Below are 19,762 nucleotides of genomic sequence, written 5' to 3' on the forward strand. Positions count from 1 at the left end.
CCGTTCATCTTTCTCAAAATACGCAAGATCCCTCAGCTTTCCCCATGCGCTGGCGCCATGTCATGCGCGCCACCCAGCATCATCCCGATCTCGTCGATTCCCAGGCCCTGCGCCGGGCGCGGGGCGCTCAGCGTGCCGCCGTTGAGCGCGGCGAAGCGGTCCGAGATTTCCATCAGCTCGTCGAGGTCCTGGCTGATCACGATCAGCGCAGCACCCGCCTCGGCGAGATCCAGAAGCGCCTGCCGGATCGTCGCGGCGGCGGCGGCGTCGACGCCCCATGTCGGCTGGTTGACGACCAGCACCTCGGGGCGCTGCATGATCTCGCGCCCGATGACGAATTTCTGCAGGTTGCCGCCAGACAGCGCCCGCGCCGCCGTGCCGGGGCCGGGGGTGCGCACGTCGAAGCGCTCGATCACCTTTTCGGCGAAACCCTTGGCGCGGCCCCAGCGCAGGAAGCCGTGCCGCACCAGATCCTCGCGCGGACCGGCGGTCAGCAGCGCGTTTTCTGTGAGGCTCATGTCGGGGGCGGCGGCGTGGCCCATCCGTTCTTCGGGCGCGCAAAGGAGACCCATGTGGCGGCGCGCGGTGACCCCTTCGCGCCCGATCTCGCGGCCCTTGAAGCGGATCATGCCGGGAGCGGTTGCCATCTCGCCCGAGAGCGCCATGGCCAGTTCGTCCTGCCCGTTGCCCGCGACGCCGCCGATGCCCAGCACCTCGCCCGCGCGCAGCTCAAGATCGATATCGCGCAGGGCGGTGCCGAAGGCGCGCGGGGCGGGGGCGGAAAGGCCCGTCAGCTCCAGCACCACCTCGCCGGTGCGCCCGCCCGCGCGCGACGGCGTCGAAAGCGTCGCGCCGACCATCTGCTCGGCCATATCGCGCGCCGCCGTGGTCTTGGGGTCGCATTTGCCGACGACCTTGCCGTGGCGCAGGATCGTGGCTTGATCACAGATCGTGCGGATCTCTTCGAGCTTGTGGCTGATATAGAGGATTGAGACGCCTTCGGCGCGCAGCTTGCGCAGGGTCTCGAACAGGATGTTCACCTCCTGCGGGGTGAGCACCGAGGTCGGCTCGTCCATGATCAGGAGCCGCGGCTCCTGCAGCAGGCAGCGCACGATCTCGACCCTCTGCCGTTCGCCTGCCGAGAGGTCGCCGACGATGCGGTCGGGGTCGAGCGGCAGGCCGTAGGCGTTGGAGACCTCGCGGATCTGCTGCGCGAGCCGGTTCAGCGCGGGCGGCTCCTCCATGCCGAGCGCGACGTTCTCGGCCACGTTCATCGCGTCGAAGAGCGAGAAATGCTGGAACACCATGGCGACGCCGGAGGCGCGCGCGGCGCGCGGCTCCGGGGGCGCGAAAGGTTTGCCGTCGAGCCGCATCTGCCCGGTATCGGGCTGCACGAGGCCGTAGATCGTCTTGACCAGCGTGGATTTCCCGGCGCCGTTTTCGCCCAGCAGCGCGTGCACCTCGCCGCGGGCGATGTCGAAGGAGACCTCCGAATTGGCGACCACGCCGGGATAGGCCTTGGTCAGGCCGGACAGCTCCAGCAGCGGCGTCGTCATACGGCGCGGTCCCTCGTCATCTTTTCATTCCCGCCTTTCAGTAGCGCGCTCGCGACCCCGACGGCAATGGCCTGGGGATCGCGGCCGAGAGAGGTGTCGCCTATCGGACAGGCGATGCGGGAAATCAAGGCATTGGAATGGCCCAGCGCGGAGAGGCGTGACCGGAAGCGGGCCCATTTGGTGGCCGAGCCGATCAGCCCGCAGCTGGCGAAGCCATGGGCAAGGGCGGCGTGGCACAGTGCGAGGTCGAGATCGTGGTCGCGGGTCAGGATCAGGTGATCGGCCTCGGCGGGCGCGCGCGGCATGAGCGCGGCGGGATTGGCGGCGGGGATCGCGGTGACGCCCTCGGGGATATCGTCGGGGAAACAGTCGGGGGCAAGGTCGATCCATGTGATCGCCCGGCCCGGCAGCGGCGCCATGACCGAAACGATGGCGCGGCCGACATGGCCCGCGCCCCAGACCCAGAGCGGCCGGGCTTCGGGCATGGCGGCCTCGATCAGCCAGCCGTCGAGGAGCGCGGGCGGCGCGCCGGGGCGCATCGCCGCGCGCTTGCGGGCGACCGCTTCGGGCATGTCACCGGCCGGGCCCATCGCGCGGGCACGGGGGCCGGGCGGGGGCAGGGTGGCTTCGTCGAACCGCTCCCAGACCAGCGTCACCGCGCCGCCGCAGCATTGGCGCAAGGCGGGGCCGAGCGGCAGGCGGCGCTGCGCCGTGGCGCGGCCCGCCTCCAGCATGTCGCGCGCGGCCAGCACCGCCTCGTGCTCCAGCGCGCCGCCGCCGATGGTGCCGGACTGGCCGTTTTCCCAGACCAGCATCGCGGTGCCCGGATCGCGCGGCGCCGATCCGGCGGTCGCGGCGACCAGCACCCGCACCGCCGCGCCATGCGCGGCGATGCAGGCGGCGAGGGCGTCGCGATCGAAGCTCACCCGCGGGCCCTCCGCGTGGCGGCCAGCACCCGCTCGGCGGTGGCGGGTGCATCGAGGTTGGGGTAGTTCGGCCCGCAGGCCGAGGCTGCGTGGCTCAGCGCGAGGAAGGCCGAGATGCCGAGCATGAAGGGCGGCTCGCCCACGGCCTTGGAGCGGTAGATGGTCTGCGCCGGGTTGGGCGCGTCCCACAGGTTCACCTCGAACATATCCGGCCGGTCCGAGCAGGCGGGGATCTTGTAGGTCGACGGCGCGTGGGTCCTGAGCGCGCCGTGATCGTCCCAGACCAGCTCCTCGGTGGTCAGCCAGCCCGCGCCCTGCACGTAGCCGCCCTCGATCTGGCCGCGGTCGAGCGCCGGGTTCAGCGAGTGGCCCGCATCGTGCAGGATGTCGGTGCGCAGGATGCGGTTCTCGCCGGTGAGCGTGTCGATGGCCACCTCGGTCACCGCACAGCCATGGGCGAAGTAGAAGAAGGGACGGCCCTGTCCCTTGATCCGGTCCCATTTCAGGTCCGGCGTCTTGTAGAAGCCGGTGGCCGAAAGGCTGACCCGCGCCTCGTAGGCGAGCTTCACCGCCTGCTCGAAGCTCAGGGTCTCGCCGCCGACATGCACCTGGTCGTCGGCAAAGCGCACCTCCGTCGCGCTGCACTGGTGCAGCCCGGCGAGGAACTCGGCGATCCGGCCCCGGATCGTGTCGCAGGCGTTCTGCGCCGCCATGCCGTTGAGGTCGGAGCCGGAGGAGGCGGCGGTGGCCGAGGTGTTGGGCACCTTGTGGGTGTCGGTCGCGGTGATCCGCACCCGCTCGGGCGAGACGCCGAAACGGGCGGCGGCGACCTGCGCCACCTTGCGGAACAGCCCCTGTCCCATCTCGGTGCCGCCATGGTTCAGGTGGATCGAGCCGTCCTGATAGACATGCACCAGCGCGCCCGCCTGGTTGAGATGGGTCAGCGTGAAGGAGATGCCGAACTTCACCGGCGAAAAGGCGATGCCGCGCTTGATCACCGGGTTCTCGGCGTTCCACTGCGCGATGGCGTCGCGGCGCGCGGTGTAGTCCGAGGTTTCCAGAAGCCGCTCGGTCATCTCGTGCAGGATGAAGTCGGTGACCTCCATGCCGTAGGGCGTGGTGTTGCGGCCCTGTTCCGGCTCGGCCTCGCTCTCGGGGAGCTGCGCCTGCGCCCCGCGCGAGGCGAGGTCGGTGTCGCCGTCCTTGGGCAGGGCGGGGGCGGGGTCGTCGTGATGCTGCGGCTGCTCGTTCAGCTGGCTCGCGGCGCGGTAGAAGTTGCGACGGCGCACCTCGACCGGGTCGAGGCCAAGCTCATGCGCCACCTGATCCATCACCCGCTCGATGCCCAAGACCCCCTGCGGTCCGCCGAAGCCGCGATAGGCGGTGGCGGATTGGTGGTTGGTCTTGAGCCGGTGCGAGGTGATGCGCACGGCATCCAGAAGATAGGCGTTGTCGGCATGCAGCATCGCCCGGTCGGCCACCGGCAGCGACAGGTCGAGCGACCAGCCGCAGCGGGTGTAATGGGTGAAGTCGATGCCCAGCACGCGGCCCTGATCGTCGTAGCCGACCTCGTAATCGACGCGGAAATCGTGCCGCTTTCCGGTGATGGTCATGTCGTCGTCGCGGTCGTAGCGCATCCGGCAGGCGCGGCCCGTCTTCGCGGCCATGATCGCGCAGGCCACGGCGAGCGCGTTGCCCTGGCTTTCCTTGCCGCCGAAGCCGCCGCCCATGCGGCGGCACTCGACCTTCACGGCCGACATCGGCAGGCCGAGCGCGTCGGCCACCTTGTGCTGGATCTCGGTCGGGTGCTGGGTGGAGGAGTGGACGGTCATGCCGTCCTCCTGCGGCTGGGCCATCGCGGCCATGCCTTCGAGGTAGAAATGCTCCTGACCGCCCATCTCGATCCGGCCCTTGAGCTTGCGCGGGGCATTCGCGATGGCGGCGTCGGCATCGCCCTTGGTCCAGATGCGCGGCCCGTCCTCGAAGCGCGAATTGGCGGCGAGCGCCTGCTCGACGGTGAGGATCGGCTCCTCTTCCTCGTATTCGACCTCCGCCAGCCGCGCCGCCTTGCGCGCGGCGAGGTGGCTGTCGGCCGCGACGAGAAAAAGCTGCTGGCCGATGTAATGCACCGTGCCGTCCGACAGGAGCGGCTCGTCATGCGCGCTGGGCGAGCAGTCGGCGGGGCGGTCGAGGTCGTCCGCCGTCAGCACCGCCACGACGCCCGGGGCGGCGCGGACCTTGTCGAGATTCATCGACACCACGCGCCCGCGCGCGATGCGCGACAGGCCGAAGGCGAGGTGCAGCGCGTGGGCCGGGGCGGGGATGTCGTCGATGTAGCGCGCCTGACCGGTGACGTGCAGGACGGCGCTGTCATGCGGGAGGGGTTTGCCGACGCTCATGCCTTCACCTCCAACACGCTGGTTCGCTGGCCCGAGACTTCGGCAAAGTAGCGCCGCGCGAGGCCCTGCGCCGCCTCCAGACGGTAGGCGGCGGAGGCGCGCATGTCCGACAGCGGGGTGAAATCATCGGCCAGCGCGGGCAGCGCCGCCTCGACGCTCTCCATGCTCCACGGCTTTCCGGTGAGCGCGGCTTCGAAGGCCGCAGCACGCTTGGGCGTCGCGGCCATGCCGCCAAAGCCGGTGCGGACTTGCGTGACGGTGCCGTCCTCGACGGTCACGTCGAAGGCGGCGCAGACGGCGGAGATGTCCTGATCGAAGCGCTTGGAGATCTTGTAGACGCGGAAGCTGTCGCGGCCCTCGGGCAGGCTCACCGCCTCGACGAACTCGCCCGGTTGCCGGTCCTGCTTGCCGTAATCGATGAAGAAATCCTCCAGCGGCAGCTCGCGCCGGTCGTCGCCTCGCCGCAGGTGGATCGTCGCGCCGAGCGCGATCAGCGCGGGGGCGTTGTCACCGATGGGCGAGCCATTGGCGAGGCTGCCGCCGATGGTGGCGGCGCCTCGCACCTGCACCGACCCGTAGCGGCGCACCATCTCGGCATAGGAGGGGTAGGGGGCCTCAACCGTCTCCATCACCCGCGTCATGGTCACGCCCGCGCCGAAGCGGATGCGGCCATTCCCGGTCTCGACGGTCTTGAGATCCTCGCAGCGGTTGAGAAAGGCGGTCTCGGGCAGGGCGCGCAGCCCCTTGGTCACCCATAGCGCGACGTCGGTGGCCCCGCCGATCAGCGTCGCCTCGGGGTGGTCGAGATACCAAGCGGCCAGCTCGTCGGCGTTTTCGGGGATGAAGCCCGGCGCCTCGGTCAGCGTGGCGTCCGAGCCCCGGCCCGCCTCGGGCTCATAGGGCGCGCGGCCGCCAGCGGGCGCGGCGGCGGCATCGGCGCTCTGCGCCGCCTCGCCGGCGGTGGTCTGGGCGGACAGCGCCGCGAGCTTCTCGCGGTCGCCATCGATCCATGCGGGCAGGGCCGCGCCCTCGGCGGCCTCGGCGGCGCGGATGATCGGCGCGTAGCCGGTGCAGCGGCACAGATTGCCCGCGAGCTGGTCGTCATGGTCGGTGCGGCCCTGCGCGTGGGCGGCGGCCATCGCCATCACGAAGCCCGGCGTGCAGAAGCCGCACTGGCTGCCATGGTGCTCCACCATCGCCTGCTGCACCGGGTGCAGCGCGCCGCCCTCGGCCAACCCCTCGACCGTGCGCACGGCGCGGCCCTGAAGCTGCGGCAGGAACAGGATGCAGGCGTTGAGCGCCTTGAGCCCCCCATCGGGGTCGGTGACGATCACGGTGCAGGCGCCGCAATCGCCCTCGTTGCAGCCCTCCTTGGTGCCGGTCAGGCCCTTTTGTTCACGAAGGTAATCGAGCAGGCTGCGCGTCGGCGCTCCGCCTGCGCGTACCGTCTCCCCGTTGAGAAGAAACGCGATCTCGGTCATCACGATAGATCCGCCGCCTTACCATGTGCCTTGGGGCAACCGCTCCCGGTCGATGCGGCGTAGACCGGGACACCCTCATGTCACCCGACATGAAACCCGATGCGGGGCGCGCTTGGCAAGCCTCTCGTATCTGTCGTTGCGGAACGCGAGCGCATGGGCCCGCGTTCGCCCCGGTCATGCCAGAAAGGAGCCCGACCATGATCCGCCCCCTTCGCGCCGCTGCCCTCGCCGCCCTCATTGCCGGACCGGCAGGGGCGCAATCGCCGCTCGATAGCATCGACGGCATCGACGGGGCCATGGGTGGCCCCATCGGCGATGCCGTCGAAAAGCTCGGCGAGATGGCCGCCGACCAGCTGCTGATCCGGGATTTCCTTGGCATGGAGCTGACCGACGCTGAGGGCAAGACGGTCGGCACGGTGCGCGATTTCGTGGCCATTCCCGGCGGCAAGCTCGCAGGCGCGCTGGTCGAGACCTCGGAGGGCACCCGCATCCTCGTGCCGTGGCAGCTCCTCTCGGTCGAGAGCGCCGACGGCAAGGCGATCCGCGCCACGCAGGCCGCCGCCGATCTGACCGGCTCGCAAAAGCTCGTGGATCTCGCATCACAACTTTCCGACTGACCGGGGGGCAGGGGCGGCGCGCGCTTCCCGCGCCCGCCCGGGCGGGGTAGAACCTCCCCCATGGCCAATCCCCGATTCATCCACCTGCGCGTCCACACCGAGCATTCGCTGCTCGAAGGGGCGATTCCCGTGAAGAAGCTGCCCGGCCTCGCCGCCAAGGCCGAGATGCCCGCGGTGGCGATCACCGACACCAACAACATGTTCGCCGCGCTCGAATTCTCCGAAGGCGCGTCGAAATCGGGGGTGCAGCCGATCGTCGGCTGCCAGGTCGATCTGTGCTACCTGCCGCCCGAGCCGGGCAAGAAGCCCGAGCTGCCCGCGCCCATCGTTCTGCTGGCGCAGTCTGAGGCCGGCTACATGAACCTGATGAAGCTGAACTCCTGCCTCTACCTGAAGGAGGACGGGCAGCTGCCGCAGGTCTCGATCGAGGAGATCGAGGCGCTCTCGGGCGGGCTGATCTGCCTCTCGGGCGGCCCGGACGGCCCCGTCGGGCGGCTTTTGCGGCAGGGCCAGAGGCCCAAGGCCGAGGCGCTGATGCGGCGGCTCAAGGCGGCCTTCCCCGACCGGCTCTATGTCGAGCTGCAGCGCCACCCGGGCGAGGACGGGCTGCCCGAGGCGGAAAAGCTCTCGGAGCGCGGCCATGTCGAGATGGCCTATGCGATGGACCTGCCGCTGGTCGCGACCAACGACGTCTATTTTCCCAAGCCCGAGATCTACGAGGCGCATGACGCGCTGATCTGCATCGCGCAGGGCGCCTATGTCGACCAGCAGGAGCCGCGCCGCAGGCTCACTTCGCAGCACTACTTCAAGAGCCCGCAGGAGATGGCGACGCTGTTTGCCGACCTGCCCGAGGCGCTGGAGAACACCGTCGAGATCGCGCGCCGCTGCGCCTTCAAGACCTACAAGCGCGCGCCGATTTTGCCGAAATTCGCCGATGACGAGGTGGTCGAGCTGCGCCGTCAGGCGCAGGAGGGGCTGAAGGCCCGCCTCGCGGTGATCCCGCATGCGGTGAGCGTCGAGGAGTACGAGGCGCGGCTCGAATTCGAGCTCGGCATCATCGAGGGAATGGGCTTTCCGGGCTATTTCCTGATCGTCGCCGACTTCATCAAATGGTCCAAGGAGCACGACATCCCGGTCGGGCCGGGCCGGGGCTCGGGCGCGGGCTCCCTCGTCGCTTACGCGCTGACCATCACCGACCTCGACCCGCTGCGCTACTCCCTGCTGTTCGAACGCTTTCTCAACCCCGAACGGGTCTCGATGCCCGACTTCGACATCGACTTCTGCATGGATCGCCGCGAGGAGGTGATCCGCTACGTGCAGGAGAAATACGGCCGCGAGAAGGTGGGCCAGATCATCACCTTCGGCGCGCTTTTGTCCAAGGCCGCCGTGCGCGACGTGGGCCGGGTGCTGCAGATGCCCTACGGGCAGGTCGACCGATTGTCGAAGATGATCCCGGTGGAGGGGGTGAAGCCCGTCTCGATCGAGAAGGCACTGGCCGACGAGCCGCGCCTGCGCGAGGAGGCCAAGAACGAGGAGGTGGTGAACCGCCTTCTGACCTATGCCCAGCAGGTCGAGGGGCTCTACCGCAACGCCTCGACCCACGCGGCGGGCGTGGTGATCGGCGACCGGCCGCTCGACGCGCTGGTGCCGCTCTACCGCGATCCGCGCTCCGACATGCCCGCAACCCAGTTCAACATGAAATGGGTCGAGCAGGCGGGTCTGGTGAAGTTCGACTTCCTCGGGCTCAAGACGCTCACCGTCATCCAGAACGCGATGGACCTGATCCTGAAATCGGGCCGCCCGCTGCATGTCGCCGAGGACGGGACCGAGATCTACCAGCCGCCCGAGGGCGGTGAGAACCAGATCAACCTGATCCCGCTCGACGACGCCAAGACCTACGAGCTCTATTCCCGCGCCAAGACGGTCGCGGTGTTCCAGGTGGAATCCTCGGGCATGATGGATGCGCTCAAGCGCATGAAGCCCACCTGCATCGAGGACATCGTGGCGCTGGTGGCGCTCTACCGCCCCGGCCCGATGGAGAACATCCCGGTCTATTGCGAGGTCAAGAACGGTCTGCGCGAGATCACCTCGATCCATCCCTCGATCGACTACATCCTCGCCGAGACGCAGGGCATCATCGTCTACCAGGAACAGGTGATGCAGATCGCGCAGGTCATGGCGGGCTACAGCCTTGGCGGCGCCGACCTGTTGCGCCGCGCCATGGGCAAGAAGATCGCCGAGGAGATGGCCAAGGAGCGCCCCAAATTCGTCGAAGGCGCGATGGCGAACGGGGTCGACAAGAAGAAGGCGATGGAGGTCTTCGACCTTCTCGAGAAGTTCGCCAATTACGGCTTCAACAAGTCCCACGCCGCAGCCTACGCCGTGGTCAGCTACCAGACCGCATGGCTCAAGGCGAACCATCCGGTGGAGTTCATGGCGGGCGTCATGAACTGCGACATCCACCTCACCGACAAGCTCGGCGTCTATTTCCAGGAGGTCCGCAAGGGGCTCGCGCTCGACTGGACCCCGCCTTGCGTGAACCGCAGCCAGGCCAGTTTCGACGTGCAGGACGGCAAGCTCGTCTATGCGCTGGGCGCGCTGAAGAATGTCGGGCTCGAGGCGATGAAGCTGATCGTCGAGGGGCGCGGCGACAGGCCCTTCGCCACGCTTTATGACCTCGCGCGCCGGGTCGAGCTCAAGAAGGTGGGCAAGCGGCCCCTGGAGATGCTGGCCCGCGCCGGGGCCTTCGACGCGCTCGACCGCAACCGCCGCCGGGTCTTTTCCGGGCTCGACGCGCTGGTCGCCTATTCGGCCGCGATCCACGAGCAGAAGGCCTCCGCGCAGGTCTCGCTCTTCGGCGAGGCGGGCGAAGACCTGCCCGAGCCGCGCATGCCGCAGGTGACCGACTGGCTGCCCGCCGAGCGGCTGGCCGAGGAGTTCAAGGCGGTCGGCTTCTACCTCTCGGGCCACCCGCTCGACGACTACCTCGCGCCCCTGAAGCGCAAAGGGGTGATGACGCTCGACGAGGTGACCGAGCAGGCGGGCGCGCGCGGCGCCTTCGTCGGCAAGATGGCAGGCACGGTGGCGGGGCGGCAGGAGCGCAAATCGGCGCGCGGCAACCGCTTCGCCTTCGTGCAGCTCTCGGACCCGACCGGGCAGTTCGAGGTGACGATGTTCTCCGACACGCTGGAGGCGGCGCGAGAGCACCTAGAGACCGGCTCACAGGTGGTGGTGCAGGTCGAGGCGACGATGGAGAGCGACCAGCTCAAGCTTCTTGGCCGCTCGGTCGCGCCGATCGAGGGGGTGGTCGCGGATGCGGGCGGCTCGGGGCTCAGGGTGTTCCTCGAACAGCCCGATGCGATCACCATGCTGGCGGGTGTTCTGGAACGCGCGGGCCGCGAGGTGCCGAAGGGCCAGCGCATCGCGCGCGGGCCGATCAGCATCTGCCTGATGGGCGAGGGGCTGCCCGGCGAGGTCGAGATCGATTGCGGCGCCGACTGGCCGGTGACGCCGCAGATCAAGGGCGCGCTCAGATCGCTTCCGGGCGTGATCGAGGTCGAGGAGGTCTGAAGCGCTGCCGCCCGCGCGATGGACGCGGGCGCGCGGCGTGCTAGAACCTCGCCAGATTGCAACCGGAGACCGCCCCATGCGCCCCATGCGCCTTGCGCCCGTCATCTGCGCCCTGATCCTCCTTGCCGCCTGCGAGGCCGGTCCCGGCGGCGGCAGCGCCAGCCTCTCCACGCCGCCGCCCGACACGCGCGAGATCGCGCCGGGTGCGACGCTGCCCTTCGGCGAGGTCGCCAGGGTCTGCGGCCTGTCCAGGCGGGCGCTGGGCACGCCGGTGGCCACGGAGGCGGGCTTCACGCTTTATGACACCGCCGCCAACTCGACCGCGCGGCGCACGCAATATCTCACCGGTTTCGACGATGGCTGCGCCCGGCAGTTCACCGCCGCGTTGGCGCTGTTCGGCGATGTCTCGGTGCATGAGACGACAGCTTATGGCGCGGGCGTGGCCCATGGGCCGATCGCCATGGCCTATGAGGAGGTGAAGCGGCAGATCTGCGGCGTGCCAAAAGGGCAGCCCTGCGGCGCGGCCACGGACCGGCTCGCGCGCAACACCAGCTTTCTCACCGCCTATGCCGCCTTCGGCGCGAGCGGACGCCACGCCGACATGCTGCTGCATGACAGGCGCGTTCTGGCGATGGGGGTCGAGGGCTGAGACCCTACCAGTGCGGCGGGCGCTGGTCGGTCAGGGTGACGGAGCCTTCGGCATCCGCCTCGGCCCGCTCGGTCAGCCGCAGCACCTGACGCGTCAGCACCGCGATCTCGCGCTCCTGGCGCGCCACCACGTCCGACAGGTCGTCGACGGTGCGGATCAGGTGACTCAGCCGCTCTTCGATGTCGATCTGTGTGCTCATATCCGCTAAACACACCAGCCGCGCCGGGGTTTCAAGCCCCGAAGCTTGCTCCCGCGACCGCCCCGCGCTAAGCCCGCGCGCGACTCCGCTCCCGAAAGGACGATCCATGGCCAAGGACAAGATCCGCCGCCCCCGCGCTGAAACGCCGAAGGGGTTCCGCGACTATTTCGGCGCCGAGGTCACCGCGCGCGCCGCGATGCTGCGCCGGATCGCCGAGGTCTATCATGCCTACGGCTTCGACGCGCTGGAAACGAGCGGCGTCGAGACGGTCGAGGCGCTGGGCAAGTTCCTGCCCGATGTGGACCGCCCCAATGAGGGCGTCTTTGCCTGGCAGGAGGATGTCGAAGGGGCGAAGCCCGGCGACTGGCTGGCGCTGCGCTACGACCTGACCGCGCCGCTGGCGCGGGTCTATGCCCAGCACCGCAACGACCTGCCCACGCCCTATCGCCGCTACGCCATGGGGCCCGTCTGGCGCAACGAGAAGCCGGGCCCGGGGCGGTTCCGGCAGTTCTACCAGTGCGACGCCGACACGGTGGGCGCGCCCTCCGTCGCCGCCGATGCCGAGATCTGCGCCATGCTGGCCGACACGCTCGAGGCGGTCGGCATCTCGCGCGGCGACTACATCGTGCGGGTGAACAACCGCAAGGTGCTCAACGGCGTGATGGAGGTGGCGGGCGTGCTCGACCCCTCCGAGCCGGAGAAGTTCGCGGCCGAGCGCGGCATCGTGCTGCGCGCGATCGACAAGCTCGATCGGCTCGGCACTAACGGCGTGCGGGCGCTTCTGGGCGAGGGGCGCAAGGATGACAGCGGCGATTTCACCAAGGGCGCGGGCCTCGGGGCCGAGCAGGCCGAGGTGGTCATGGGCTTCATGGAGGCCCGCCGCGACACGGCCCCCGAGACGCTGGCGCGGCTGCGCGAGCTGGTCGGCGGCTCGGCCATGGGGGCCGAGGGCGTGGACGAGCTGGAGACCATCGCCGCGCTGCTCGACGCGCAGGGCATGGGGCCGGACCGCGTGGTCATCGACCCCTCGGTCGTGCGGGGCCTTGGCTACTACACCGGTCCGGTCTTCGAAGCCGAGCTGACCTTCGAGATCCTCGACGAGAAGGGCCGCCCGCGCCAGTTCGGCTCGGTCGCGGGCGGCGGGCGCTACGATGATCTCGTGAAGCGCTTCACCGGTCAGGCCGTGCCCGCCACCGGCGTGTCGATCGGCGTCGACCGGCTGCTCGCCGCGCTGGCGGCCAAGGGCCGGAGCGAGGCCGAGGCGCAGGGGCCGGTCGTCGTCACCGTCATGGACCGCGACCGGATGGCCGACTACCAGGCGATGGCCTCCGAGCTGCGCGCGGCGGGCATCCGGGCCGAGGTCTATCTCGGCAACCCGAAGAACTTCGGCAACCAGATGAAATACGCCGACCGGCGCGGCAGCCCGGTCGCGGTGATCGAGGGCGGCGACGAGAAGGATCGCGGCGTCGTGCAGATCAAGGACCTGATCCTCGGCGCGCAGATCGCGCAGAACGCCACGCTCGAGGAATGGAAGGACCGCCCCTCCCAGATCGAGGTGCCGCGGGCCGAGCTGGTCGCGCGGGTGCGGGCGATGATCGAAGGCCAGTCCTCATGATGCCCGGTCCCATGGGCGGGCCCGCCCGCGCCGAGGCGGCAAGGCTTTCGGCGATCTTCGAGGCGACCGGCGCGCAGGCCGTCGACACCTCGATCCTGCAGCCCGCCGACGTGCTGCTCGACCTTTACGGCGAGGACATCCGCGCCCGCGCCTATGTCACCGCCGACCCGCTTCGGGGCGAGATGATGCTGCGCCCGGATTTCACCGTGCCGGTGGTGCGCGCGCATATGGAGGAGGGCGGCGATCCGGCGCGCTATACCTATGCGGGCGAGGTGTTCCGGCGGCAGGAGACCGACCCGGCGCGGCCGATCGAGTTCCTGCAGACCGGCTTCGAGATCTTCGGCGGCGATCCGGCGCAGGCCGATGCCGAGGTCTTCGCCACCATCGCGGGCGCGCTCGAAGGGCTCGACCTGCGCCCCTCGACCGGCGATATCGGTATCCTGATGGCGGCGGTGCGGGGGCTCGGGACCTCGGAGGCCCGCAAGGCCGCGCTGTTGCGCCATGTCTGGCGGCCGCGCCGGTTTCGGGCGCTGCTCGACCGCTACAGCGCGCGCACGCCGCTGCCCGCGCACAAGACGGCGCTGCTCGCCGCCGCCGATCCGATGGCCGGGATCGAGACCCTGCCGGGGCTGCGCAGCCGGGCCGAGATCGAGGCGCGCATCGCCACGCTGCGCGCCGAGGCCGAAACGCCGCCACTGGGCGAGGAGGAGACCGCGCTGATCGACATGATCGTCGATCTGCGCGAGACCGCGCCCAACGTGCTGTCGTCCTTGCGCGACATCGCGGTCGACATGCCCGCCATCTCGGATGCGGTGACGGGGCTCACGCGGCGGCTCGATGCGCTTTCGGCGCGCGGGGTCGATGTCGAGACGCTGCCTTTCGAGGGCAGCTTCGGCCGCACCACGCTCGAATATTACGACGGCTTCGTCTTCGGCTTCCAGTCGCCCACCCGCGCCGACCTGCCGCCCGTCGCCACCGGCGGGCGCTACGACGCGCTGACCCGGCAGCTGGGGCAGGGCCGCGCCGTCCCGGCGGTGGGCGGTGTCATCCGCCCCGAACTCGTCGTCCAGATCAGGGAGGGCCGGGCATGATCCGCCTCGGCGTGCCGTCCAAGGGGCGGTTGATGGAAAAGACCTTCGACTGGTTCGGCGCGCGCGGGCTCAGCCTGCGCAAGAACGGCAATGACCGCGAATATGCGGGCGTGGTCGAGGGGATCGAGGGCGTCGAGCTGGCGCTGCTCTCGGCGGGCGAGATCCCGCGCGAGCTGGCCGCGGGGCGGCTGCATCTGGGCGTCACCGGCTCGGACCTCGTGCGCGAGAAGGTCGCGGGCTGGGACCTGCGGCTGCGCGAGCTTGCGCATATGGGCTTCGGCGGCGCCGATCTCATCATCGCGGTGCCGCAGGCCTGGGTCGATGTCGACACGCTCGACGATCTCGACGCCGTGGCCGCCGCCTTTCGCCGCACCCATGGCTTCCGGCTGCGCATCGCGACCAAGTATCACCGGCTGACGCGCGAGTTCCTGCGCGAGCATGGCGTCGCCGACTACCAGCTCGTCGACAGCCAGGGCGCGACCGAGGGGGTGGTGCGCAACGAGACCGCCGAGGCGATCGCCGACATCACCTCGACCGGCGAGACGCTGCGCGCCAACGGGCTCAAGATCCTCTCCGACGGCATGATCCATTCGAGCCAGGCGACGCTGTTCAAGTCGAACACCGCGCCATGGTCCGACGCGCATCGCGCCACGCTCGACGCGCTCGAGGACAGGCTCGGGCTCTAGAGGACGCCGATCTCGGCCAGCGCCGCCTGCAGCGCGGGCGGCAGCGCCTCCTCGGCCTCGCGCCCCGGCGCGATGTCGCGCGGCGCATCCTCGGGCTTGAGGTAGCGCCAGCCCTGGAACGCCCGCTTGGGCGTCGCGGCGACCCGTTTCAGATCCGGCTCGCAGATGATGGCGCAGCGGCGGATGCCGTCGCCGCGATCCACCTCGTCGAAGCGGAGCACCCGCTGGCGGCACAGGATCACGCCCTTGATCACCCAGTAGATCGAGCCGCCCGAGAGCACCTCATCGGCGCGCTTGGGCCACATGCGGGTGACATGGCGCGGCAGCCCGTCGGGACCCTGGCCCCGCCGGTCGGCCTGCCAGGCGGCAAGGTCCGAGACGTCTTCGGTTCCGACCGAAAGCTTGATGAGATGCAGCATGGGCAAGCACTTAGGTGGCCCGGGCAGGGGCCGCAAGTCGCGTTTTCGTGTTGTGGCAGAAGCGCAATTTCTTGTGGATAAGGCTGTGTCAAACACAATCTCTAGCTTGGATCATGCTATGATACACTATATCCACGGTCACCGTCGGGACCCGAGTCCCCCCTGAATTTCCGATATGTACCAAGCCGAAGGACCGCCCTCATGACCCGTTTTTCCGCGCCCATCGCCGAACAGATCTGGGACATGAAGTATCGCTTCAAGGAAAGCGACGGCACGCCGATCGACGGTTCGGTCGAGGATAGCTGGCGCCGCATCGCCCGCGCGCTCGCCGCCCCCGAGAAGGACCCGGCGCATTGGGAGGAGAAGTTCTACGGCGCGCTCGAGGATTTCCGCTACCTGCCCGCCGGCCGGATCACCGCCGGTGCCGGCACCGCGCGCGCCGTGACGCTGTTCAACTGCTTCGTCATGGGCACCGTGCCCGATTCGATGTCGGGCATCTTCGACATGCTGAAGGAAGCCGCCCTCACCATGCAGCAGGGCGGCGGCATCGGCTATGATTTCTCGACCATCCGGCCGCGCGGCGCCGAGGTGAAGGGCGTCGCCGCCGACGCCTCCGGTCCCCTGTCCTTCATGGATGTCTGGGACGCGATGTGCCGCACCATCATGTCGGCAGGGAGCCGCCGCGGCGCGATGATGGCGACGATGCGCTGCGACCACCCCGACGTCGAGGCCTTCATCACCGCCAAGTCCGACCCGGCCCGGCTGCGCATGTTCAACATGTCGGTGCTGGTCACCGATCCGTTCATGGAGGCGGTGAAGGCCGACGGCTCATGGGATCTCGTCTTCAAGGACAAGGTCTACAAGACCGTGCAGGCGCGCGACCTGTGGAACGCGATCATGAAGTCGACCTATGAGCAGGCCGAGCCGGGCGTGATCTTCATCGACCGCATCAACCAGATGAACAATCTGGGCTATTGCGAGAGCATCTCGGCCACCAACCCCTGCGGCGAGCAGCCGCTGCCGCCCTATGGCGCCTGCCTTCTGGGCTCGATCAACCTCGCCAAGCTGGTGAAGAACGAATTCGAGGCGGGCGCGAAGCTCGACGAGGCCGAACTCGACGATCTCGTCGCCATGGCCGTGCGGATGATGGACAACGTCGTCGACGCCTCGAACTTCCCGCTCGAGGCGCAGGCCGAGGAGGCCCGCAACAAGCGCCGCATCGGCCTCGGCGTCACCGGCCTCGCCGACGCGCTCCTGATGGTCGGGCTGCGCTACGGCTCGGACGAGGCGGCGGCCCAGACCGAGGCCTGGATGAAGCGCATCGCGCGCGCCTCCTATCTCGCCTCCGTGGAGCTCGCGAAGGAGAAGGGCGCCTTCCCGCTCTTCGACGCCAAGAAGTACCTTGCCACCGGCAACATGATGCAGATGGACAAGGACGTGCGTGACGCGATCGCCAAGCACGGCATCCGCAACGCGCTGCTGACCTCGATCGCGCCCACCGGCACCATCTCGCTCTATGCGGGCAACGTGTCGTCGGGCATCGAGCCGGTCTTCGCCTATGCCTACACCCGCAAGGTGCTTCAGAAGGACGGCTCGCGCACCGAGGAAGAGGTGGTCGACTACGCCGTGCAGGCCTGGCGCGAGAAGTTCGGCGACAAAGAGCTGCCCGACTACTTCGTCAACGCCCAGACGCTGGCGCCGATGGACCACGTGAAGATGCAGGCCGCGGCGCAGAAATGGATCGACAGCTCGATCTCCAAGACGATCAACTGCCCCGAGGACATCTCCTTCGAGGCGTTCAAGGACGTCTACATGGAAGCCTACGAGACGGGCTGCAAGGGCTGCACCACCTACCGCCCCAACGACATCACCGGCTCGGTGCTGTCGGTCTCCGAGCCCGCCAAGGCGCCCGAGGCGAAATCGGCCCCCGCCGAGCCCACGGGGGGCGAGGTGATCTACATGTCCGAGCCGCTCGACCGCCCGGCCGAACTCGAAGGCGCGACCTACAAGCTGAAATGGCCCGACAGCGAGCACGCGATCTACATCACCGTCAACGACCTCGTCGTCGGCGGCCATCGCCGGCCCTTCGAGGTGTTCATCAACTCCAAGAACATGGAGCATTTCGCCTGGACCGTGGCGCTGACGCGGATGGTCTCGGCGGTGTTCCGGCGCGGCGGCGACGTGAGCTTCGTGGTCGAGGAGCTGAAGGCCGTGTTCGACCCGCGCGGCGGCGCCTGGATGCAGGGCAAATACGTCCCCTCCATCCTCGCGGCGATCGGCGGGGTGATCGAAAAGCACATGATCTCCACCGGCTTCCTCGCGGGCGAGGGCCAAGGGCTCAAGGAGGACCCGCAGCAGCAGGTCGTCAACCTCGACACCCCGCGCGGCAAGTCCTGCCCCTCCTGCGGCAGCTTCGAGCTGCGCATGGTCGAAGGCTGCATGACCTGCGGCAGCTGCGGCCATTCGAAGTGCGGGTGATTTGGGCTGAGGGTATTTGCCAAAAAGGCATAAGAGTGCGAATTGAAAGCATAAGCGTGCGAGATGCACGTCAAGCGCTTTCTACGATGACCCCGGCAGACATGCCGGGGTCATTCTCTTTTGGGCCACCGGCACAGGAAATGGCGTTCAAGTATCGCCCACAGGAAGAGATTTTCGTGTTCAGTCTCCCCGTCGGAGAACCTCAGCTGCTGAAGGCCAAAAGCAGGCGATAGCAGCTTCTGCCATGACCATCCCGTTTCTAAGGACAGGCCTCGCAGAGGAGCGAAAGTCGAATGGAAATCCTGAAGGTCGCTATCAGCGATATAAGATTGAACTGTCTTGCGCTTTGGATTGGGGGCCTTGGTGACGCGGATGTGCCCAGTTGCCACAAGCCGCGTGGCTTGCCGCGGCTTGAGACCTACCGATTTTGCGAACACCTCCAGCGTAAGGCCAGGGGCGTCACCGAAGTGTAGCTTGCTCTCCAGTTCCTTTCGGTCGACGAGGATCGAGGCGTAACCCGTTGCCTGCGAGTAGCGGCCGATCCGGCGAAGCTCGCCTTTCTCGATCAAATTTATTATCTCGGAGGGGCGGACCCGAAGTTGATGGCAAGCCTCCTGTAGCGTACGCCAGCCATGCATCTTGGCGTCGACTGTCAGGGCGCCTCGTAGCAACTCGTTGACAAAACGGCGAGCATCCGTTGCCTGCCACAGGGGCTTTGCATCTGTTGCCGTAATTGCCGGGGGGAAGCGGCCATCCGCTCTGAGCGATTCGAAATGCCCCCGTGAGATGTTCATCATCTGCTGCAGTTCGATTGCGCTTACCATTCGGTCGAGACTTTCGAGGATGGGCTTCGCAGCCTTGGCGTCGAATACTTCCCACTCATCGTCACCCGACGCGTGGGCCAGAATTCCCTTCGCTCGGAGAAGCTTGCGTAGGCGGCGATCATCGACGCCGTATTCCTCCGCGGCCGTTCGAACGGAATGGTGCCTGCGTTCCAGAACAGGCTCTCCCATTACGTTGTCTCCGGGGCCGACCGGCCAGGTAGTTAGAATGTGATTGCGAAGGATCTCGCGGAAGATGTCATAGGAGCTGGAGGGCAGCTCATGAGCGAACCGACCATACAGATCGCCAAAGACACCTTTCGGACCCTGCCGGGGCGTGCCCAATCTGGTTTGCAGGCGCGTGAGCGCAGCGCGGACTTGATCCGGCCCCTTGGCTGAGAGTTCGAACCCTGTTTGCACTACGGCCCATAGATCCTCCGGATGAACGCGACCTCGCCCTTCAGTCTCAAGGCGGACTGCGGCCCGGCCCAGTAGCTCAGCGAAGGTGCAGACGACCTGCAGGTCAATAGCGTCGAACCAGCCGCCACTAGGGCGACCATGCAGCCGGTCTAGAACGTATGCTTCGAAAGCGCTCGCCTCCCTCGGCTCGCAGTCGAGGTGTCCCTGTTCGAGGGAAGCGCGGATCTCTGTCAGGCGGGCTGTGAAATCGAAGCGCTGGGTCAAGGCCGGTTCGGCCCATAGCGCGACCAGCGGGACTTCGTGCCTCTCGCAGATACGGAGAGGGCGAAGTAGCCAGTCGGCGCGCAGGTGGGGCATCCATAGCGACGAATCCTTGACCAAGTCCTCTCGAAGGCATGCAGGACAACCGCGGATCCCGACGGGCTTGATGCTCTTGGCGTGAAAGAGCTCCCTGCGAAACGAATGCTCGCGTTCGCCAAGATGGACGGGTGTCCACTCAAGCAGAGCCGCCGGCGCTACTCCGCCCAGCTCAGCCAGTCGTCGGCAGGCCAACTCATCACCCTGGATGACGTCCGAAAATGGGAGCTCGAAATCTGCGCCGAAAGTCACAGCAGACAAGCCGTTCCGGTTCGCAAGACGTGACATGAATGAAAAAGCTGGTTCCCGTTCGCCAAGTGGAACAGTGAGGGGAAGTAAAGCCATAGAGATCTCGGAGACGAACAGGGGTGACCAAGAAGCGAAGGCTTCTGGGCTGTGCCTTTCGAATACCGTCGTCGCGGGGCGACCGCTATTCTTGAGTTGCTTCGATAGTCCTTAGCGATGGGGCCCGGAAGCT

At 68.1% G+C, this 19,762-nt stretch carries 14 protein-coding genes; 7 read left to right on the plus strand and 7 right to left on the minus strand.

Annotated features, from left to right (window positions below; genetic code table 11):
* Positions 1–32: 32 nt before the first annotated feature.
* Genes CJ301_RS05380 through xdhA form a run of 4 tightly spaced genes read right to left on the minus strand, consistent with a single transcriptional unit; the run spans position 33 to position 6,362 of the window.
* The gene (locus CJ301_RS05380) at positions 33–1,556 is read right to left on the minus strand and encodes an ABC transporter ATP-binding protein (RefSeq protein WP_099275052.1); all 1,524 of its coding nucleotides are present in this window, start codon (positions 1,554–1,556) and stop codon (positions 33–35) included.
* Positions 1,553–2,482, minus strand: a complete 930-nt coding sequence (xdhC, locus tag CJ301_RS05385) for a xanthine dehydrogenase accessory protein XdhC (protein WP_099275055.1) — start codon at positions 2,480–2,482, stop codon at positions 1,553–1,555. The genes CJ301_RS05380 and xdhC overlap by 4 nt, the downstream gene beginning before the upstream one ends.
* Positions 2,479–4,881: a xanthine dehydrogenase molybdopterin binding subunit gene (gene xdhB / locus CJ301_RS05390; RefSeq protein ID WP_099275057.1), complete on the minus strand. Its 2,403-nt coding sequence runs from the start codon at positions 4,879–4,881 to the stop codon at positions 2,479–2,481. The genes xdhC and xdhB overlap by 4 nt, the downstream gene beginning before the upstream one ends.
* Complete coding sequence (gene xdhA / locus CJ301_RS05395) at positions 4,878–6,362, minus strand: xanthine dehydrogenase small subunit (protein ID WP_099275059.1); 1,485 nt, start codon at positions 6,360–6,362, stop codon at positions 4,878–4,880. Before xdhA ends, xdhB begins: the two co-directional genes overlap by 4 nt.
* Positions 6,363–6,559: 197 nt before the next feature.
* Between xdhA and CJ301_RS05400 the strand changes: the two genes are divergently transcribed.
* From CJ301_RS05400 to CJ301_RS05410, 3 genes are all read left to right on the plus strand, one after another.
* The gene (locus CJ301_RS05400) at positions 6,560–6,979 is read left to right on the plus strand and encodes a PRC-barrel domain-containing protein (protein WP_162620424.1); all 420 of its coding nucleotides are present in this window, start codon (positions 6,560–6,562) and stop codon (positions 6,977–6,979) included.
* Between the two features lie 60 nt (positions 6,980–7,039).
* Positions 7,040–10,549, plus strand: coding sequence for a DNA polymerase III subunit alpha (gene dnaE, locus CJ301_RS05405; RefSeq protein WP_099275063.1), 3,510 nt, complete (start codon positions 7,040–7,042; stop codon positions 10,547–10,549).
* A 76-nt stretch (positions 10,550–10,625) separates the two neighbouring features.
* The gene (locus CJ301_RS05410) at positions 10,626–11,198 is read left to right on the plus strand and encodes a hypothetical protein (protein ID WP_099275065.1); all 573 of its coding nucleotides are present in this window, start codon (positions 10,626–10,628) and stop codon (positions 11,196–11,198) included.
* A gap of 4 nt (positions 11,199–11,202) precedes the next feature.
* On the opposite strand, the gene CJ301_RS05415 is transcribed toward CJ301_RS05410, so the two are convergent.
* Positions 11,203–11,397: a SlyX family protein gene (locus CJ301_RS05415; RefSeq protein WP_099275067.1), complete on the minus strand. Its 195-nt coding sequence runs from the start codon at positions 11,395–11,397 to the stop codon at positions 11,203–11,205.
* A 106-nt stretch (positions 11,398–11,503) separates the two neighbouring features.
* Between CJ301_RS05415 and hisS the strand changes: the two genes are divergently transcribed.
* The 3 genes from hisS to hisG are packed head-to-tail and all read left to right on the plus strand — an operon-like array spanning position 11,504 to position 14,789.
* Positions 11,504–13,012, plus strand: a complete 1,509-nt coding sequence (gene hisS, locus CJ301_RS05420) for a histidine--tRNA ligase (RefSeq protein WP_099275069.1) — start codon at positions 11,504–11,506, stop codon at positions 13,010–13,012.
* A complete protein-coding gene (locus tag CJ301_RS05425; protein ID WP_254050078.1) occupies positions 13,009–14,103 on the plus strand; it encodes an ATP phosphoribosyltransferase regulatory subunit in 1,095 nt (364 codons plus the stop codon). The genes hisS and CJ301_RS05425 overlap by 4 nt, the downstream gene beginning before the upstream one ends.
* Positions 14,100–14,789, plus strand: a complete 690-nt coding sequence (gene hisG, locus CJ301_RS05430; protein ID WP_099275073.1) for an ATP phosphoribosyltransferase — start codon at positions 14,100–14,102, stop codon at positions 14,787–14,789. The genes CJ301_RS05425 and hisG overlap by 4 nt, the downstream gene beginning before the upstream one ends.
* On the opposite strand, the gene CJ301_RS05435 is transcribed toward hisG, so the two are convergent.
* Complete coding sequence (locus CJ301_RS05435; RefSeq protein ID WP_099275075.1) at positions 14,786–15,208, minus strand: DUF1489 family protein; 423 nt, start codon at positions 15,206–15,208, stop codon at positions 14,786–14,788. The two genes, hisG and CJ301_RS05435, sit on opposite strands and share 4 nt — an antisense overlap.
* A 201-nt stretch (positions 15,209–15,409) precedes the next feature.
* Here CJ301_RS05435 and CJ301_RS05440 point away from each other — a divergent pair, with 201 nt between their 5' ends.
* Positions 15,410–17,686 (plus strand): adenosylcobalamin-dependent ribonucleoside-diphosphate reductase, encoded by a 2,277-nt coding sequence (locus CJ301_RS05440; protein WP_099275077.1) that lies wholly within the window; start codon positions 15,410–15,412, stop codon positions 17,684–17,686.
* 110 nt (positions 17,687–17,796) lie between these two features.
* Here the strand turns inward: CJ301_RS05440 and CJ301_RS05445 are convergent, their stop codons facing one another.
* On the minus strand, positions 17,797–19,629 hold the full coding sequence (locus CJ301_RS05445; protein ID WP_099275079.1) for a TniQ family protein: 1,833 nt from the start codon (positions 19,627–19,629) through the stop codon (positions 17,797–17,799).
* Between the last annotated feature and the right edge of the window lie 133 nt (positions 19,630–19,762).

The organism is Limimaricola cinnabarinus, from assembly GCF_002723615.1.
GTDB lineage: Bacteria > Pseudomonadota > Alphaproteobacteria > Rhodobacterales > Rhodobacteraceae > Limimaricola > Limimaricola cinnabarinus_B.

Coding starts and splice junctions, on each gene's coding strand:
- CJ301_RS05435 (WP_099275075.1), bottom strand. CDS start 15,208: ATGCTGCATCTCATCAAGCTTTCGGTCGGAACCGAAGACGTCTCGGAC.
- CJ301_RS05380 (WP_099275052.1), bottom strand. CDS start 1,556: ATGACGACGCCGCTGCTGGAGCTGTCCGGCCTGACCAAGGCCTATCCC.
- hisG (WP_099275073.1), top strand. CDS start 14,100: ATGATCCGCCTCGGCGTGCCGTCCAAGGGGCGGTTGATGGAAAAGACC.
- xdhA (WP_099275059.1), bottom strand. CDS start 6,362: ATGACCGAGATCGCGTTTCTTCTCAACGGGGAGACGGTACGCGCAGGC.
- CJ301_RS05410 (WP_099275065.1), top strand. CDS start 10,626: ATGCGCCCCATGCGCCTTGCGCCCGTCATCTGCGCCCTGATCCTCCTT.
- xdhB (WP_099275057.1), bottom strand. CDS start 4,881: ATGAGCGTCGGCAAACCCCTCCCGCATGACAGCGCCGTCCTGCACGTC.
- CJ301_RS05400 (WP_162620424.1), top strand. CDS start 6,560: ATGATCCGCCCCCTTCGCGCCGCTGCCCTCGCCGCCCTCATTGCCGGA.
- CJ301_RS05425 (WP_254050078.1), top strand. CDS start 13,009: ATGATGCCCGGTCCCATGGGCGGGCCCGCCCGCGCCGAGGCGGCAAGG.
- hisS (WP_099275069.1), top strand. CDS start 11,504: ATGGCCAAGGACAAGATCCGCCGCCCCCGCGCTGAAACGCCGAAGGGG.
- CJ301_RS05445 (WP_099275079.1), bottom strand. CDS start 19,629: ATGGCTTTACTTCCCCTCACTGTTCCACTTGGCGAACGGGAACCAGCT.
- CJ301_RS05415 (WP_099275067.1), bottom strand. CDS start 11,397: ATGAGCACACAGATCGACATCGAAGAGCGGCTGAGTCACCTGATCCGC.
- dnaE (WP_099275063.1), top strand. CDS start 7,040: ATGGCCAATCCCCGATTCATCCACCTGCGCGTCCACACCGAGCATTCG.
- CJ301_RS05440 (WP_099275077.1), top strand. CDS start 15,410: ATGACCCGTTTTTCCGCGCCCATCGCCGAACAGATCTGGGACATGAAG.